The 19,713-nt window shown below is 31.9% G+C and carries 14 protein-coding genes; all 14 read right to left on the reverse strand.

Annotated elements, in window-relative coordinates:
• Positions 1-18: 18 nt before the first annotated feature.
• The 14 genes from UH1x_RS14925 to UH1x_RS14990 all read right to left on the reverse strand — a co-directional run bounded on the left by UH1x_RS14925 (position 19) and on the right by UH1x_RS14990 (position 19,701).
• The gene (locus UH1x_RS14925; protein ID WP_482622648.1) at positions 19-1,008 is read right to left on the reverse strand and encodes an SPFH domain-containing protein; all 990 of its coding nucleotides are present in this window, start codon (positions 1,006-1,008) and stop codon (positions 19-21) included.
• A 138-nt stretch (positions 1,009-1,146) separates the two neighbouring features.
• Positions 1,147-1,446, reverse strand: coding sequence for a hypothetical protein (locus UH1x_RS14930; protein ID WP_299795848.1), 300 nt, complete (start codon positions 1,444-1,446; stop codon positions 1,147-1,149).
• Positions 1,447-1,869: 423 nt separating this feature from the next.
• Positions 1,870-4,149: a hypothetical protein gene (locus UH1x_RS14935; RefSeq protein WP_482622649.1), complete on the reverse strand. Its 2,280-nt coding sequence runs from the start codon at positions 4,147-4,149 to the stop codon at positions 1,870-1,872.
• The gene (locus UH1x_RS14940; RefSeq protein ID WP_482622650.1) at positions 4,146-5,165 is read right to left on the reverse strand and encodes a hypothetical protein; all 1,020 of its coding nucleotides are present in this window, start codon (positions 5,163-5,165) and stop codon (positions 4,146-4,148) included. Before UH1x_RS14940 ends, UH1x_RS14935 begins: the two co-directional genes overlap by 4 nt.
• Before the next feature lie 258 nt (positions 5,166-5,423).
• Positions 5,424-6,083 (reverse strand): sterol desaturase family protein, encoded by a 660-nt coding sequence (locus UH1x_RS14945; RefSeq protein WP_482622651.1) that lies wholly within the window; start codon positions 6,081-6,083, stop codon positions 5,424-5,426.
• An 8-nt stretch (positions 6,084-6,091) separates the two neighbouring features.
• Entirely contained in the window at positions 6,092-7,450 is a 1,359-nt protein-coding gene (locus UH1x_RS14950; protein WP_482622653.1) for a hypothetical protein, read from the reverse strand.
• Between the two features lie 170 nt (positions 7,451-7,620).
• On the reverse strand, positions 7,621-10,359 hold the full coding sequence (locus tag UH1x_RS14955; RefSeq protein WP_482622654.1) for a toxin-antitoxin system YwqK family antitoxin: 2,739 nt from the start codon (positions 10,357-10,359) through the stop codon (positions 7,621-7,623).
• 5 nt (positions 10,360-10,364) lie between these two features.
• A complete protein-coding gene (locus UH1x_RS14960; RefSeq protein WP_482622655.1) occupies positions 10,365-13,214 on the reverse strand; it encodes a toxin-antitoxin system YwqK family antitoxin in 2,850 nt (949 codons plus the stop codon).
• Positions 13,204-13,953, reverse strand: a complete 750-nt coding sequence (locus tag UH1x_RS14965; RefSeq protein WP_482622656.1) for a DKNYY domain-containing protein — start codon at positions 13,951-13,953, stop codon at positions 13,204-13,206. Before UH1x_RS14965 ends, UH1x_RS14960 begins: the two co-directional genes overlap by 11 nt.
• Before the next feature lie 37 nt (positions 13,954-13,990).
• The gene (locus UH1x_RS14970; protein WP_482622658.1) at positions 13,991-15,172 is read right to left on the reverse strand and encodes a WD40/YVTN/BNR-like repeat-containing protein; all 1,182 of its coding nucleotides are present in this window, start codon (positions 15,170-15,172) and stop codon (positions 13,991-13,993) included.
• Positions 15,173-15,283: 111 nt separating this feature from the next.
• Positions 15,284-17,260, reverse strand: a complete 1,977-nt coding sequence (locus UH1x_RS14975; protein ID WP_482622659.1) for a hypothetical protein — start codon at positions 17,258-17,260, stop codon at positions 15,284-15,286.
• 23 nt (positions 17,261-17,283) lie between these two features.
• Positions 17,284-18,138, reverse strand: coding sequence for an NADase-type glycan-binding domain-containing protein (locus UH1x_RS14980; RefSeq protein WP_482622661.1), 855 nt, complete (start codon positions 18,136-18,138; stop codon positions 17,284-17,286).
• 46 nt (positions 18,139-18,184) lie between these two features.
• Complete coding sequence (locus tag UH1x_RS14985; RefSeq protein ID WP_482622663.1) at positions 18,185-19,015, reverse strand: hypothetical protein; 831 nt, start codon at positions 19,013-19,015, stop codon at positions 18,185-18,187.
• A gap of 131 nt (positions 19,016-19,146) precedes the next feature.
• Positions 19,147-19,701, reverse strand: coding sequence for a DUF6620 family protein (locus tag UH1x_RS14990; protein WP_482622664.1), 555 nt, complete (start codon positions 19,699-19,701; stop codon positions 19,147-19,149).
• Positions 19,702-19,713: the final 12 nt, after the last annotated feature.

Consider the following 19,713-nt stretch of genomic DNA (forward strand, 5'->3'; position numbering starts at 1 on the left):
TTTGAAGATATGCTATTATTACATACTATCTAAAATTGCTTTTTTCTTATCGGCATATTCACTGTCTGAAATCAACTCCATCTCAAACAGTTCTTTTAGTTTTTTTAATTTTACCATAGGGCTATCTATTGCTGGTTTTTGGTTTTCAGATACTTGGTTTATAGTTGAATTTGCTTGAGTGCCAGCATTCAAACCCATTAAAACACCTGCAGCACCAGCTTCATTATTAGCGGCATCTCGCATTGCGGCAATACGTTGCATTTCTGTGTATTCCACTCCGGCAATTTTAGCGGCTAAAACTTCTGCTTGTACGTCAGATATTTTTGCTATTCGGTCTACAGTTTCTTTATCGAACTGAGAGCCTTCTATTCTAAAATCCAATACTTCAAAACCCAGATCTGCAAAAACTGAAGCTGTTTTTTCCTTTGCTTCAACTGCTATGACATTTAGATTACTGTCAATGTCAACATAAGAGAATTTAGCATTTGCCAAATAATCTGTAATGGGTTGGGTTACCCTAGAAATGAAAACTTCTTTTAAATGAGAGTGACAGTACACTTCTTGACCAGCTATCACATTCTCAAAAAACCATTGCGGTTTTGTTATTCTAATGCTATAATTGCCAAATGCAGAAAGTAAAATTGGAAATGTGTAAATGGGGTCGGTATATGCAATAGGTACTCGAGTGCCCCAGCGCATATTTAAAATATCTGCTTTGCGATAAAACCAAATACCCACTACATGTTCACTCCCCTCACGTAAAGAGAGTAACTTTTTTAAAGAAGTTAAAAAAGGAGTGTTATCAGATTTAAGGTCATACATGCCTTCTTCAACTAAAACACTCTCTACCTTGCCTTCATAAGTTAATATGCAACCTTGACCAGGTTGAAGTATTAGCTTTGATGCATTTTTAATTTCATTACCTCTATCTGTGAACTTAATAAAAAGGTCCTTTTCATTTGGATTTCCCCATTGTATTACTGAACGAAATTGATTTGCTATGTTCATTTAATTCTTGATATTAAAAGTCTTTGAAAACAATAATAGCAATAGTTCTTTTGTTCTACAATTTCAATTGATAAGCGTGAACATCTAGTTTGTAAGTATTATGAGTTTATACAAAAAAGCGTTTGGTTATCATGGTATTTAACCTTCAATTACATGAGTGTTAACTTTGTCAGAAGATTGATCTGGTTGTTTTTTAAGCTGTTCTACTGTATAGAAAGCACTTAATGCTGCCAATAATAGTGCAGGTAAAACTGCCATAAAAATACCATCGTCAATATCAGTATTTGTTAGTGCAAAAATTAAAATTATAGTGACTATTTCTACACCGAACCAAGTAAGTACCAATCTCCAAATCCATTTACTGGGTTTTATATTTTTTTCTTCGGCTATTGATCTGATTTTTTTGGTAAAATAACCAATTGCTAAAATTTCTAACATAGGTACTATTTTTAGGTTTGTAAATTAATTGGATATATATAACCCTAAAATGCCATTTATATTTCTTTTACCAATAAACAATTTATATGCGTAGTCATTTAATTTACTAGTGTGAAGATGAGGTAGGGGAGTCGTATTTTAATTCCAAAAATTAGTGTAAATAATATGTGTTAATTATGAGTGTTATTAAGAACCTTTGGTAAATAGTAAGATTTAAGCGTCACATATTGTCTTCAGGTAATGATTTTAGAAAATATGTAATAATATCTTCTTACTCACAATTTTTAGTATTGTTTTTTACTAAAACTTTCGGTAAACATATCATCAACTAAATCCTCAAAATTTAAGGTTTTTGCTCTTTATTTTTTACACATCGTAAACTCTTTTTATAACTAAGTTTTTTAAATTCCTAATGCCTAAATTTTACTGCGCTGTATAAAGTTTAAAATAGCTACACTCATCAATAATCATATTGTAAAAATCGGTCGATGAATATTCTTCTTCTAAAGTTTTGAAGCTTTTATATTGAGGCAGTTTAAATGTATAATATTCATTCTCTTTTACCTCAAAAGTTGCTGAAGCGCCTACATTATAAAAACGATTTAATTCACACTTAGCCATTAGATATAAACACCGTGCATTAAGCTCACTATCCGTAGAAAGGTCTATGGTATTTTGATAATACTGCATGGCAACAGAACTCATATCAAAATAGTTTTTGTCATGTAGAAATATGGTAGATAAATTATAGTTTTCTTTATTTTTAATTATGGCATCTGCTTCCTTAATTTGATCGTTAAAGGTGTAACTATAACTACAGCAGTTAGAATTACTGGTTAAGAGGCCTCTGTAATACCCTGTGTTAGATATGTTGAAGTAATAATTACCTAAAAGATAATTGGCGAGTTTAACTTTCCATTGCTTTTCATCTTGCCTTAATTGCTCTAAAGCAATCAAATTTTCTGCTAGTTGTTTTCTGCTAAATGTAGTGGCGATAAATGGGAAGGCTTTATACACTTCATCTGCCATAACCTCACTTTCTACACAATCAAAACATTCTTTTATGTTGTTACTAAAAATTAATGCTGGTATTGATTTCTTGCCTACATACGTTTTGTTTTTATTAAAAAATACTAATGCTTGCGTAGGGTTTTGTTTATATAAATAATAGACCCCTTTTTGGTAATTGATGTAATCTAAATAGTTTACGTTATCATTTGTACTTATTTGAATCAGTTGTTTTTCGTATGCACTCTTATTTTGTTTTAAATAGAATTTTTCTAAATCATTTAAAAGTTCTAATGATTGTATTTTATTGGTATTCTGGATACTATTATGGACTAAAAACGATTTAGCGATTTCACCATTGTTTAAATAGGTATGAGCTATTTTATCTAAAATGATTAAACGCCAATCTTCTGCACTTTCATCTTTCTTAATGGGGTTTTCTAGTAAAACTTTATGAATGTAATTTTCATTTTCTGGGCTAATAGTTTCCCAAGTAAATACCTCATAAACAATGTTTAATATTTTCTTTTGATCAGAGAATGTCTTTACTTCTTTTAATTTGTGCTTGGCTGCAGTAAGGTCTTTGTTTACAAAAGATAAATAGGAGCTAGCCATTCTCCAGAAATCTTTATTCTTTACCCCCGAAGCTATTTGCTGTTCTGCTACCTGTAATAAGTTAGCATGTTTATTATTAGCTTTTAGATAAGGTAATTCCTTTTTATGCTCGTAACTGTCGGTTTCCCAAACATCGCGTTCTACATTGCTTAATGCACGCATAAATAGTAATTCTACGCGGGCATCATTTGCGTCTAATGCAATAAATTTTTTAATGTTGTTAATTTCATCTGAAAAATCTCGTAGACTACGAATTAACAGTAAGTCTTTTTCATCTACAATTCCCTTAGAATAGTGCGCACCATCTACATTTTTAAATGTGCAAAAATTAAAGCTGTTAAAGGCAGATTTTTTTCTGTCTACACTCTTGTTAAGTACTTTGGTAAAATAGTAGGCTGCTAGGTCATAATTGCCTGAAGAGTAATGACAACCGGCAACCTGATCTAATATGTAATAATATATTTCATTTTTAGTCACTTTATTCTTGATCGTATTTTCAAAAAAAGTAATAGCCTCACTATAATTTTTTGTGTAATGCAATGCCCTAATTATTTGATAGTGATACCTTGCTTTTAGTTGCTCATTAGTTATCGTACTTAACAAAGTATTCGCCTCTGCAACTAAAGCTTGCGCATCTTGCTCTTTATATTCTGACTGCAATAAGGCTTTCTCATAATCCCAAGTGCTTCTTGCGCTTCTATAGCTAAACATTTCGCTACATTTTTGAGCAAATGCTAAATAAGTTTTTGTATTTTTTTCTAAGACTGAGTTTTTATTCTCCCAATTAAACTGGTCATAATTGTAAACCGCTTTCTCAATTTCTTTTGTAGTCCAGTTGGTTAGAATACTTTCCCAAAGTTTTACATTTCCTTTTGGGTAGACTTTTTTAGCGTTTTGATCATAGTAATAATGCTCTTCATAAAAATGGTTGTATTCATCTCGCAAAAAAGGATAGAACTCTTCTGCAGAAATATTAGTTTGCTTAAATAGGTTGTAAAAGCCACCATACCATTCTCCGCCGCCACAAGCCAGGGTAATTGAAGTGAAAAATAGCGTTATTACCGTGAGTATATTTTTCATAATTCGGTTATTATTTTTTCTAAATCCAAGCTGTTTAAGGTACTGTTATCTAAATGATAAAAGATGATGTCATCAATATTTAACTTGCTATTTTTTACTGTTTTGTAGGATGTAACAATCTCTTTTTTAGAAAGTTCTTCTAATTTTAAATTATAACCTGTGCTTAAATAAAACCCTTTGTACAAAGTGTCTTTTACAATTGAAAAATTAGTCTCGTCTACTTTTTTAAAATGGCTATCATTCTCTAAAACAGAGCGTTCTGTATCTTTTATTATTTTTATTTTGTTTGAAGTGTTGGTTACTATAGTCTGTGAAAAAAGAGGTAATCCAAGACTTAATTTTAAAGGGTAACTGGTCTCTGAATTTATATATTTTTGAACGATGCTATTTTCTAAAATTGAATTCTCTTTTTGGTTTTTTAAATCTCCAATATTATACAACATTAAGGTTCCTATTTTTACAGGCGGAATACCGGTTTGCTTTTGAAATTTTATTTGATGTAACCTAATGGTTGTAGAAATTTCAAATTCTTTTTGCATCAATTTTAAAAATTCAAAATAGGCATTTTTTGTAGTCTGTGTCCAATCACAATCAATCTGAATTGTGGTTAGTTTTTTATGAAACTGCTTTTTACTTATCTGGTGTATTAATTTAGTGGTGCGCTCTACCAGACCTTTTATATTTATTGCATTTCTAAATACTTGATTAGTAATATAAACCACTGGTACTATATCAAAATCTTGATATGCCTCATCTACTTCTCTTAACAAATAAACAGGATAAATACCATCGTTTTCTGAATCCTTTTCACCGACTAGATTAAGGTCAAAATAATGTACATATACCTTTTTACTATTTGCTAATGTTAAAGCGTTTTTATAAGTATCGGTAAACTTTGCTTTAGCTTTCCAATGGTAAAAAGAAACACTCTTTGTTTCATTGGTATTAGCACAACTGTAGAGCAGGGTAACGCCCAATAGTATTAGGGCTAGTATTTTAAAATGTTGTGTGTTCATTACTTTAAACATTTTGCAGGGAGATGTCATTAAAATTAAAATCTAGCCATTGTACTACCATGTGTTAACCACGTAATAATATAAAATATTAGTACGTATGCTATGGTACAGCTTAACAACCATACGGCTGCTTTCTTCTTCTTTTTAATTAACGCCCTTATGGCAAGTATTATTAGTAATAAAGGTAACCCAACAATAATAAGTAGTAAAATTATAATCATTGAACCTGTATTAATTTGCAGTATCTGTATTACAATATTATTGAGGCTTATAATAGGTGCCAAATATTTTATCCCAGATTACGGTATAAAATCCAAAATTTTGATTGGCTTGTTGATGGTGCGTTTTATGAAAAACATGGTTACCAAACAGCCATGGTTGTTTGGTAGATTTTGTGTTTAAATGCCCAATGACACCAAGGGCCCAGTTTAAAAATATAAAAGCTAGAAAACTGTAAATGTTAAGTTGAATAAAATAGGCACAAGCTGTTAATAGTAAGCCAAACAATATGGTTTCAGATGGTGCCATTACATACAAACTAATAGCATTAAAGTATTCATGAGCATGATGTTTCTTATGAAACTTGTTAAATGGCCAAACAAAGTGAGATACCAAATGTAGTAAGTACATAACCAAATCAAAAGTGAAAAAGAGTATAGCAAAATCCAGGAAAAAATTAGTGTCTATTGTAAACCTAATGTATTCATTAATGTATAAATAGTAACCAGGTATGGCTATCACAATATTAATAAGTACGACTAATATACTATTTATAACATCGGGTTTCGTAAGCGCTAATGTTTTGTGGTTGTAGACTTTAGACCAGGTATAGCTAATTGCAATTGTACATAAATACATAAGAATATTGGCGGCAATTAAGCCACACCAAAATGTATATGGATTATCTAGTAATTGCATATAGTTTTTTACCAAATTAAAGGTTCAATATCTTGCCAAATAACCCAACGGTTGGTTTCTTTTACATTCATATCTGTTACTAAGGTTTTGTCTCTTTCTGTTACTGTTAAGTCAAACTTTATAATGTAACCAGAGAACGTACCAATTACTAAGTGTGTTTTATCAGCAGAATAATCCATGCTCATAATAGTACCTCCAACATGTAAATAGGCTTTGTCCTGTGGGTTCTTAGGATTTACATACCAGATATAGCCATTATTGGAACCTAATAAATAACCGTCTTTAAATGGCAGTATAGAGAAGACCCAAAGATTGTCATTCATAACATCAAAACGTTCATCAAAATCTTGATACCATGATGTATTTGCCTCTATTGGTAAATGGTTTAAGTCCATACCAATTACACCACTTTGTTGATAATGACATGAACCTAAGGCGATATGATTTAAAGTATCATGAAAAGCTACGGTATGTGGGTATTCTGAACGTGCCTGAACTTTACCTGTTGTTTGAAAATGACCGTCTATTTCTTCTAAAATAAAATGTTCACTTGATTGAAAACCAGTAGCTATTTTAGTGTTTTCTGGGGATAATGCAGCGTGGAAATAATCTAAGTTGACTTCAAAAGTTTCGTCTTCATCATATTCTTCATAGAAACTCTCTATAAAATGGGGAAGCATTTCTTGTGTTGGAAATACACATTCACTAACCTGATCACCAACTATAAAAATACCGTTCGTAGTCGCCAATAACACTCGTTTGCCATCATTGAAAGCAGTAGCACTTAGAACTATAAGACCTTCTTTTTTAAAATTGGCAACTTTTATGTTTTCTGTTGCTTTGCCGTATCCTTTAGGGTATTTGAAAATATGTATTGGTTCTGCATCCCAATCATTATACACCTGTACTTCTTTTTTAGTAACCTTAACTACAAATTCTTTGTTTGCTGAAATTCCTATAGCACGAACTCCTTTTTGCTTGGTTATGTTATCATCTTCTAATAAATAAACATTGCCGTCATCCAAATAAATATTACCATCTGCACGAACTACAATTTTATCATCTTTTAATACAATAACTTGGTTTATACTTCTAGAGATTCCGCCATAAAATTGCTCGAATGGTTCATACGCTGGCGGAAATAATTCACGTAGTTTTTTATGCTCTCCATGCTTATTCAGTTCTATGGCTTTATGGTAAACAGCCTCTGCCATATCTGCACGAGTTTCATGGGGCTCTTCTGGACCATCACCACCTTTATATATGGCATCTAAAAATGCATTTAGTTGATTTTTAAATTGTTTACCTTCTTTTGTCCATCTTTCAGATAAAACTGTTGTTGTATCTTTTTTACTGAATAATCCCATAATTTTTTTCTTGGTTGTAGTTGATTGAACTTCTAAGAAAAAGGATTATTGTTAAGAATATCTCACTAATTTGTATTCGTATCTATTTAATTTATAGGTGTCAAAAAAATTATCGAGAACTTTGACTAAAAAAGGAGAAACCGAGTGTTTATAATTAATTTTCATTAAAATTATATTTTCTTTAAAAGCTCTAAAAGGGCTTCTTTGGTTAGGCTAGTTTCCCAAGCTAAACGCTCTCCTTTTTCATATTCAAAATACGTATAGGTTTTACTGTCCTTTGCATAACGAATATGTTCACCATCGTAGAAATCATTGTTAAGAATTACACCTGTTGCTAAAAGCTTATTGTCTACATAAGAATACATGGTTACTTCACCATCAACAAAAAGCTCTTCTGGGTTAAGGAAATTTTTATATGTAAACTGATTAATATGTTTTAAACTAGGATATGCCTTTAATAATATTCCTTCTTTTTTCAAGGTGATAACTAATTTAGATTCAACTAATGAATAATTGATATCATAGCGCGCTTCATGATAATTAATGTCGATTGTAGTTATTTTATTTTTATCATATTCTAGTGTGCCTGCCGACACGTCAACATCAGAAAATACTTCAACTTTTGCTTTCGTTTGTTCTTCATTCAAATATGTACCTCTGAACATCACTAAATCTGCATCTCTTTCTGCAACCGTAAATCCCGTATCCGTATAGATAACCGTATTTCGTATTTTTTGATTTAAATCATCTTTTGTTACTATTGTTTTAACAAGTTTTCCGTTTTGGTATTCGTGAAAATGCAACCTGTCTTCTGTATGCTCCATAAACCTGCCCTGGTACGGTCTACCAGATTTATATTGCATAGAATCTACAACTACTAGGGTTTGATAATCGTTAAAACCTACGTATTGCGCTCCAAATATTTCCCCATTCTCATAATGGGTAAATGAGGCTAGTATAGGTTCGAATTTAAAAAAATCACCATTATATGGTTTGCCATTTTTGTACACGCCTTTGGCAATTTCTCCATTTGAATTTTTTAAGTGAGGGTATGATTCGGTTAAAATAATTCCCTTATCGTATTCTGCCTGTCTGCCTATAACTTCTTCGAGCCTTGTTTCAGTGATTTCTTTTTCAATCCCTTGTTTTAGACCGTTTTTGTAGGTTGTAAACGTATGGTCATATATAACGGTACCCTTTATAGGTTTCCCTTTTTTATAGATACAAGTGGTCTTCCTGTCTAAGTCCTTTTCATAGAACTCAATTAATCCATGGCGTTGATTTTTCTTATAAATACCACTAATAGTTAAATCTCGGTTGTTTTCGTCTTGCTCTAAAAAAACACCTTCTTTAATTCCATTTTTATAGGTGGTAATTTCTTCACTATAAGCTATGTATTGAACACCGTTGTACGGTAGTTCATTTTTAAAGGTTAATGCATAGGTTTTACTTTTTGCAATAATAGATTGTGCGCTAACAATTCCGTTTTCGTAAGTGGTGCTACCAGTAAAAACTAAAGTATCATTTTTATAATCAAAACTGAAATTGTCTATTTTAACAATAAGCCCTTTTTCATAGTGCGTTTTGGTATAGTTGTCACAAACTTGACCCGTGTACGGATTCCCTTTTTTATAAATACATTCGCAAATATCTCCATCTATAAGATTACTTTTAACCTTTCCAGTCAGTAAATCATTTTCATATGCTTGTTGTTCTACAACTTCACCTTCGTAGTTATACTGAGTAAACATTCCATGTTTTTTTCCATCATTAAATGAAGAAAAAGACAAGCTGTAGGGATTATAAAAAGTTCCGTTCCAAGGTTTGTCATCTTTGTAGATTCCTTTTGCCACTTCTTCACCATCCTGCAAGTAATAGGCGCTTTCCCCGTCTTTGTCATTATTTTTAATATGTTCATATGACTTTACTTGCTCCAAGTTATCAGAATAGAATGAAGTTTGTTTACCATCTAACCTGCCTTCCTTGTAGCTGTAAATTTTATTTTCATAACTATCTACGAATTCACCATCCCAATGTTCTCCATCTTTATTTATTCCTCTAGTGATTGCTTCTTTTTTTCTTGAGTATCCTATTTCCTCACCTTCTGATTTTCCGTTGACATATGTTTTTAAGTTACTGTAGTTAAAGACAGTTCCGTTATAAGGTTGGTCATCTTTATAATCGACTTTTGAAAACAATTTACCATCGTCAGAAAAAGTAGCATACTCACCATTTAATTTTCCATTTTTAAAATGCATATAGTCTTTTAAACCTAAGGCATCATCTTCTTTATTGATGAGAAATTTGGCTAACATTCCGTTTTTTATATTTCCATTTATATATTGATTTCCCCCTATTTTATTTCCTTTTTTATCAAAATATAATGTTATATCAATACTGTCATTCTGTTGTAATTTCTGTTGCGCTAGTTGATCGGAGTCTTCATAAAATATTTGCTGACCAATACGCTTACCTTCTCTGTAAATGGGTATGTAACCATTGAAACAGCATGGGTGAATAAAAGTACCTTTCCAACCTTCATCATTTCTATATTCGCCCTTGGCTCTTAAAAATCCGTTTTGGGAGTAGACTAATGATTCTCCGTTAAGTTTACCATTAGTGTAATGCCTACTTTCTAAAAGCTGACCATTTTCATGGTACCATTGTATTTTTCCTTGATTAATTTCATCTTCAAGGTTTGACCAATAGCCATCCATCTGAATGTTTCCGCTTATGAAATAGTCTTTTACATGATACAGATCACCCTCCTTTTCTAGTGGTAACGGTCTAAAAAACGATGCATTAGCTTTTTCGGTTCTATGCCAATCAGCGTCAAAATAGAGCGTGTCTTGTTGTGCCGTTATTTGGATAGTAAAAACTAAAAAGAGTAGGGGGAGTATGCTTTTCATTATAGTTAATGTTTGGTTTTAATTAGTTGTACTAATTGCTGTTTGGTTATATTTTTTTGATTTTCAACCAATTTACCTTTCTTATACAAGTTAAAGTTATAGCTGCCATCTTTGTTTATATTAGTTGTAACACCGTTGTATTCTCTACCTTCTTTATACATACATGTGGCAATAGGAGTTTCTTCACCATGTAAATAAAAACTTGCCGGACCATCACCAAAATAAAATAGTCGAAGCCAGTCTTGAACATCACTAGGTTTTATAATATGCGCAGGTTTAAGTGTACTTTCAAACTTAATCAGCATATTTTCTAAGTCAAAAACTAGATTTATTTTATTCAAAGAAATACTTTCTATGATAACGTTTGTGTCATATTCCTTAAATGAAAATGAAGCATTTGAAATTCCTTTTTTTGAAAATGAAAATCTTCCCATTTCATTTCCATAGCGGGTAATAATTGCGGTTCCTGCACTAGAATCGGTATTTATATAAGTTACTTCACTAGAATAATTGGTCGTGTTATTAGAAGATTGTTCATTAGTAGTTTTATAGCCTTCATTGGTATACCTAACTATTGCATTTGGTTTTTTACTAAGTCCCCATGTAAAAATATTGGTCTGTATTAAACTTCCATTTTCATAAAGGTGTTCTAGGGTATCGCTATGGTATATTTCAATTAGATTGCCTTGAAATGGTTTTCCGTTGTTATAGCTTACACTATCTAAAACTACCTGCATATTAGAACCCATGGTAGTATAGTATTCCATGCCAGATTTTTTACCGTTTTCATAATGACTTACAGATTGATAGCTACTTTTCGTTTCTGTATCAGGTAGGTTAATAGCTAGGGTCGTTAAAAAATCTCCTGAAAAAGGCATGTTGTTTTTATAGGTACCTACAAGACTGTTTTTGTCTTTGAAAGGGAGAAAAATAATTTCGCTTAGGATTTTTCCGTTTTTATATTGAATCACTTTTTCTATTGAATTCTCTTTAAAATTAACCACAATTTCTTCTCCATTTTTCTTGCTTTTTTTATAGCTAGTAAGTGTGTACTTCTCAGGGAAATAGTTTTTGTCGATTTTTTCTAGTGTGGCAAAGCTACCTTCAAACGGAATGCCGTTTTTATAGCTGCCCTCAGCAATTAAATCTTCATTGTAATAGAATTTTCCTTGATGAAGTTTACTGTCTTTATATTCGTAGTTAGCTTTAAATTTCTGAGAGATGTATTCCTCTTTTAATTGTTCGCCTTCGTTGTAGGTGTTGCGGGTATAATTAGTGCCGCCAGAATACTCATAAAATACTCCGGTAAAAGGTTTGTTCTTATTGTACAGTCCTTCTGCTATTAATGTACTTTCTTGAAAGTATTTAATTTGACCATGCAGCTTCCCATCTATATAGTTTCTACTAATACTATCAAAAGGTGAATTGTAGGCTCCATAAGCACGCATAGGAGTTTCTAATCCGTTTTTAAGTCCATTTTTATAAGATATAATGGTGTCTTTGTAAATTGCAGTACCATCAATTGGTTTTCCATTTTGGTAGGTGCAAAATGTACTTGTCTTACTTTGTAAATTTTCAAATTCTATTTTTCCTTCGTAAACGCCTTGGTTATAATTACCAGATGCTATATAGCCCTTATATTTCTTACTAATTCGAAAAGGACCTTCTTTTGTACCATTTTTAAAAGTGGTTAGGCTACCCGATATACGATCATAATTTTGACCAGAATATGCCTTGCCATTTTTATAATGTAGCTCGTATGCTTCTCCGTTTAGGTTGACAAATTTTTTAGTTTTCTCTTTATCTTTAAACAACTGAATTTCTATTTTTTCGTCTTCATTTTCAGAATTGTAAGAGGTTAATTTTACCAATTGTCCATCTTCATATTCATAAACGTCATAACCTTTGCATTCTTCACCGTTGAAAGGTTTTTGATTTCTATACTCACATTCACATGTTTTGGTTTTAAAAAGCCCCGTACTCATGACCTTACCTGAAATCTTACCATTAACATATTCACGTATGGAAATTATTTTACCTTGTTCATTAAAGGTGGTGAGCGGACCATGAAAACCACCATCTTTATAAGAGGCGATTTTGCGCGTATATTCATTGTAAAATGAACCGTTATATGACATTCCCGCCTTATTTATACCTCTAGCTTTTTCTTTACCGTCTTCGTAATAGGAAATTTCTTCGCCTTCTTTTAAACTATTGCTAATAGTATACTTCTGCTTTTTTTGACTAAAATTTAAATCATAGTATGCTGTGGTGAAACCGTCATTTTTTCCATCTGTGTACGTGGTTTTTTCTGTTTGTGTATTGGCAAATTCTCCACTAAATCGTTTACCGTTTTTATTGATTCCTCTAGTTGCTATTTTGCCATTTTCAGCATAACTTATTTCTTCGCCATTTAATATACCATTGGCATAGGTTTGTAATAATCGGTAAACGATAAAACTACCTGAATAAGGCTTGTTGTTCTTGTAGACGCCTTTAGAGCTTACCTGACCTCCTTTTTTATAAATGGTATTTGTACCATCTAATACACCATTATTATAAACTGATTCTATAGACTTTGTGCCGTCTTCAAAGTACCAGGTTATTTTGCCATGCAAGGTCTCTTTTTCCAAATTAGACCAATAGCCCTGCATTTGCAGATTACCGTTTATATAATAATCTTTTACCTTATATAAATCGCCCTTTTTTTCTAACGGTACAAGGCGAAAAAAGGCAGCATTGCTTTTGTCAGTTTTATTCCATTTCAAATTGAAGTAGAGCGTATCCTTTTGCGCTATAAGGTTGGTAATGCTACAAAAGACAAGTAATAGTAAGAATTGATTTTTAATGTTCATTTGTTACTTCGGTTTTCTTGGTTATTCTGATACTACTACCGTTGCCGCTATAAAGATTGTTGTGGTCTTGCGCCTCGAATTTGTATTCGTATTCTTTTACCTCTTCGTAACTTAAAATTTGAAACGAATTATAGTCGGCTTCTTTAATTTTTTCCCTTTTAAAGAATATAGATGTTCCATCTTTAGAAAAATCATTTTTTAAAATGCTAAATGAATTAACATCGGCGTCATCGATTGATTTTCCCTTATAGAATACCTGTTTTTTATCTTTGGCATACTCGCTGTAATCATCACCTAAAACCGAAAAAGAGTTTTTGTCAATACCATGTAAAATGCTGTTAGGGTCAGAAGGATTGTAATATACTTGATTATCATCTACAGCATATTTGTCGTTTAAAAACCTAAAGCTTGGACCATGACTGTTTGGGATAATGTTATTGTCATAATACACACCATATTTATCAGCCGTAATGTATCTTTTTATAACCTTAAAGGTAGCTGGGTCTCGTTTAATCAGTTTTTGAGTTTCGTTAAAAACACTCAATTTATCTATGCCGTAATATTTCGTTAATTGCTGAAAGGTTTTTGCATCTGCCCCTTCTACAACTTCAATAGAAGTATGCGCTTTTGTGTAGTATTCCTGTCCAAGTCTATAAACGGAATGGTATAGTACTTCATCTCCGCTTATCTCGTAATAGGTTTCGTCAGCATCTGAACAAGAAGCTGTAAATAGAACCATAATAATTATACAAATCTTTTTCAAACTAAAAGCCATATCACTTATTTGATGTTTTTGTCTTATATAAATTGTCTCTATCTAAAATAAACACTTCATCTGCTGTAGCTTGAATACCGAATGATTCTCCTGTAAATAGAACATCTTCACTCTCTGAAATTAAAAAGGGTCTACAATTGGTTCCGTCTATATTGAGTTCGTAAACAAAGGTGTCTCTGTAATAATCAGAAGATATACTTGTGGTAATTAAGGCAGATTCTTTAGTGAAAATAATATCAGATATGTTGGCTTTGTACCCATCTCCATCTTTTGGAACATCAATTTTACGCCAATCATTACCGCTATTATCGGTATAGAATAAGTCTCCATTTAAACCACCTATTAACCCAATGTTTTGGTTTAAGAAAGCAATAGAATTGAGGTTTACAAAATCTTCACCGTCCGTCTCAAATAGTATTCGCCAATTACTACCACCGTCAGTACTTTTGTAACTTCTGCCTGAAAAAGTCACTACAATAATTTCTTTTTCTGAAACGGCAACAAAGTCTGAGATTCCTTCAGTTTCTTTTTCTAAGCCCATATGTTCAATAGTAGTCCAGGTTTTGCCAGCATCTACGGTTTTAAGAATAACTGAAAAGCTATTCTCTTCTCCACTTATATACCCAGAGCCTACTATAAAACCAATCTTGTCATTAACAAACCGTGTTTTGTAGTATTTGGGTGAAATACGTCCTCTTTTTTCAAATAGTTCTTTGGTGTTAAATACACTCCAGTTTTTTCCAAAATCTGGAGTAGTGAAAATGTATTCACTATCACCAATTACAAATATGTTATCACCAGAAAATGCTACTGAATAAAACGGATTGCCAAATCTAGAGAATCGATTTTCTAGCCAGGTTTTACCACCATCTTTTGTAATTCTGGTTATTAAACCAGCACCGCCAACAATAATCCCAACATTCTTGTTTTTGAACGCTAAGCCATTATACATATGAAACTCTGTTTCTTCTATATGATGTAATACAGAAACATTTTGCGTGGTTGTAGCATTTAAAAAACTGGTGTTTTGTTGGGTAATGGTATCTTTTGAGATAAACTCATTATCTAGAATTAATTCTACCTTGTTAAAACCTGTAAGTGGTTTTTCTTCTTGGTTATTTTGCCCTTTGCAGGAGTGTAGAACAATGATTGTAAATAGCATTAGGGACTGTAATATTTTCATATTATTTTTTATTTATAAAACAACAGTTAGCGGTATAACCTAATTTTTTCGTTTGGTTATAATTATAGAAAAAAAGAGAATTAGTATGGTGATATGAGGTTCTCATAGTACTTATTCTTCTTTTTTCATCATCAATTGAACCAATGCGACTAAGGATGCACCCATAAGACCTACAATCATAAACGGAAAGAATAAAGTATCCACGATTTTTTTTAAAACAGATTTGTTATTTTTTTTCTTTCTTTTAATAACCTTAACTCCAAGGTCATCTAAAGCATTTTCGGCTTCCTCACATATTGTTTCGTAAAATTCCCAATCATCTATATCTTGTAAATAGTCTACCGTTTTTTGAAACGCTTTGGCAGCTTTATCCTTTTGGTTTGTGGCATTATAGCAAAGACCTAAATAATAAGCTACCAAACCTACTTCTTTAGGTTCTTGTTCTTGTATTACTTCTTGATCAAGAAACCATTCCATTTCTGGTATATATTTATCATATACTTTTTCTTCTGTTACAGCATATTCATAAAATATTTTCCCTGAAAATATTACATAATGGGCAGCATCTTTAGCCCCTTGTCCTATCTTGTTATAAAGTTTTTTTGCCTTATAATAATTTGCTTCTGCATTTTCGAGGTCTTTTAAACCAACATAACATTTTACTAAGCGTAAAAAGTATTTTTGTCTCTCGTTTATACTTAACTCTTTGCCATATTGCTCAAAAACTGTTTGTGTACTTTCTATTGATTTTTGATAATTTTTACCTTCTAAATAATCATAAGATGCATTTTCCATATTTTCCATAAATGGACTCATTTGAAAACCTTCTATGTGAATGCTTCCAGCTTTGTCATACAGCAGTTCTTTCTCTTTGTCATATTTAAGAGTCTCAGCATAATTACCCAATGCATTTGCATAATTATTACATAGCATGGCAAATAAATGTGGTTGGTTGTTGTGAGTGTCTCCTTTACCAAATAGCAGGTAATCTTTATATTGCTGATAACCTACTTCACCATACTGTATTGCTATTTGTGCTATTTTTTTCTTCTTTTTGGTTTTTTTTGTTTTATTGTATAGGATAGTAAAAGTGGATAATGTGTTGTACATATGTACAGAAGGACCGGAAAATTTAAAAGGAAGACTTAAAAAATCATTATTAGATTTTTTTGCCGCTTTTTTAACTCTATCTAAATCTGTATAAGCAGTATGGTTTTCGCAATTAAAAAGAAGTTTAAAAGCTTCATATGCCTTTACATAATTTTTTGTATCAAAGTAATGTGTATTTGCAATAGCAGTTACTAATAATGCATTGTTTGGATAAATTTCTAACCACTTTTCTACTTCAGGGTAATACTTTTCGTAAAAATCTAGTTTATCCGTTATTTTAAAATGATTTTTTTCATTTCTAATAATATTAAATAGCAGCCCTAGTAATTGTGGGTTTTTATCTAGCTTTTTAGCATCATACATTTCTTTTAGTTTGATGCCGTATTGCAATCGATAACCATCTTCGCTATCAAAAGACCAAGTGTAATGTGTTAGTAGAATTTCTTCTGCAATCTTATAATTTTCTTTTTCTAAATGTTTTAAGCCCACAAAGCCATTGTTATAAAAAAATGGATATTTTTTATAAGCTTTATACCATAGGTCTAACGCAACATCTGTTTGCTTATTATTATGCTTTAAAAGGGCTAATTTATCTAGTAACTCACTTTCTTTATCATCCTTTATATAACGTTTCTTATAAAGAGTTTGTATTTCTACCAATTGCTCCTCAATAACTTCGGCAGCTTTATCTGGCATTGAAAGCGAATCATTATAGACCCAGAAAAGCCAATCATAACCAACCATTTTATCTTGCTTAAATTGGTCATTTTCTATTATAAAAGTTGCGTCCTCTATAATTTGAGATGTGTTTTCAAAAATATCAGTATTTAAACGCATACGCAGCGTTAGCATATCAATATCAAAAGGGTTTTGTTTTATTATTTCTTTTATAATTGCCAAAGCCTCAAAACCTAGTTCTTGCTGATTAGCATCTTGGTTATCTAACTTACCTAGTATGTTCTTTAATTCCTTATTCATATGCTACTAATTAATCTCATATATTAATACACATCTAATCCCGAAAAATATATTTCTGTTATAGCGGTATCATCGTATTTATCACCTTTGTAAACACTTATGATGTCAAACCTTATTGTATCTCCTGATTCTATTTCTTTATTATAAGACTTGAACTGATTGCCTTTTTCATCCCTATATTTATAATAACTCTTACCGTCTTTGGTAACACCTCTATAAGTTATTTCATAGCCTATTATTGGTATCTCAAAAATCTGTTCTGCATACACATCTTTTAGATTTAAAATGACAAACTCTTTATTGTTTAAACATACTTTTAATTGTTTTACACGGGAGTTATTTTTCCAAGTAGTTTTGTCTTTTATATAACCATTTGCAATCTTGATGGCTGTAATACGTGGATGTTGTGCCGGAAAATTAAATTCAACATATTCACCAATACCATCCCCTTTTACACCTTCTACCCAAGCAGTAGCGTAACTTAAGTCACTTATACTCGTATGATTGTAGATGTTATTTTTTTGTGTACTTAGGGCAGAAGAAACACTGCAAAATGGGATTTGTTTATCTAGCTTGTGAATGTTATAACCTTCATCCGTCCAATCATCACCGCAAACAATACTCCACATGTCTTCGCAAGCTTCACTGTAACCTAACTCTCCACATTTGTTTGTCAATTTATTTCTTTCGTCTTCATCGTATCTGTTCCATACTTTCATATCTGTAAATAATAAATTACAAGTAGACCATAAATCTTTCTTTGTTTCAAAATCATAGTCTGATTCTATTTTAGATTCAAGAATAGGAACTTCTTGAGCGCTCAAAGAAAACTGCGAGATAGGGACTATTAAAAAGAATAGTAGTATTGTAAATTTCATTGGTATCTAGGTTTTAAAAAGGCTTTTCTGAAATAGAAATCCAATATTAGTTTTCTTCCTTTATTTTACCATTTTTCAATATATGCAGCAGTGGTTTAGCATCTTCTTTTATAAGGTCGATTTTGTGAAATTCTTTATCACGATTAATTGTCGTGTCCCTAAAAAAACCACCTGTAGCAATGTACCTGGTTATTGCTTTTTTATCAGATTCATGTAAAGGTTCTCGTATTCTTTCTTTTCCTCCGCTAATTATTTTATCTCCTTCGACTACTAATGGTTCTTTAGCTAAACGCTGTCTCATGTAATAAAAACGATTATTATCCATTAAAAATTCATTATACCCTTTTGCGACTGCAACTGAGTATAGTTCTACTGTATTGTAAGTAGGGGTTTCACGTATTTGACTAGCGGTAAGATTTACTTTGATGTTTTTTACGGTTGCAATGTTGTACTTTAGTGAAACTTCGTCAAAACTACCTGTACTTTGAGGGTTTGTAACCCATTCTTCATCAACCTTAAAAAATACTTTTTCTCTGTGATGCTCTGGGCTTATGTAATTAAATGAAATAGTGTCTTTTAATTGGTCATTGTGCCTTGCATATAGAACATAAGGTTGCACCAATTCTTTGCTGGGCTGTAATTTTAGTTCTTTGCCATTAATACTATAAGTACCATAAACTTCTAAATCTACGCTACCAAAAATGGCGTAGTAATGAAATAGATTATTGTCTAACAGGTATAGTTTAGTAGGCATTTCCATTTCAGATAAATCATAGAATCCTTCTAAAGTTTTGTTCTTATTGGTAGCCTTTTCCTGTAGTTGCTGCCCAGCCATAATTTGTAGACTTAATAAGCATATAACTAGTACGTATTTCATGTATATGTAATAATTGAATTTGCGTTTGTAGCTTAATAGTGTTGAAAATGGTATGTACCAATAACAAATAAAGCTGAATAAAATTATTCAGCCTTATCCTTACTTATAGTAAATGGTTAGTATATATTGTCTTAAAAATCAATGTCATCACTTAAGTTTGCGCTCTGACCTTGGTACATTTCATTAAAGTGTGCCTCCCACTTTTCAGTTAATCTTCCTTGTTTTTTCATAAGTTTCTGAATTTTACCAGAATTAGGATCTTCTTGCATGGCTTTTTGAATTCGCCCTCCCCAATGCATGCCTAGTTGAGAAAACTCTGTAATAGTAATACCGTACTCTTCTTGAAAATCAATATCGATACCTACATCTTGAGCAATAGCAAAATGTCTTTCCATTTTAATGTGGTCGCTCCATTTTGGATATTTTGCAAGTGCTACTTCCGGACCTTCGGCACCGCCTTCAGCATTGGTAAACTTACCTTGTTTCGGATTCATAAAGACTTCACCAAAAAACTTCATATCGTCATGGCTCAATTCTGCCATTTTACCGTTCCATTGGTTTTTAGTGTCTTCCCAAACTGGTAACTCTATACCTAGAATTTCACAAATTTTTTCTGTAGGCATACCTGCTGCCATATTCGCCGATGCACATGCATAGTCTCTAAAAGTTACTCCGTTAATTTCCATTATTTGGTTAGT

The organism is Maribacter sp. UH1 (assembly GCF_056839145.1).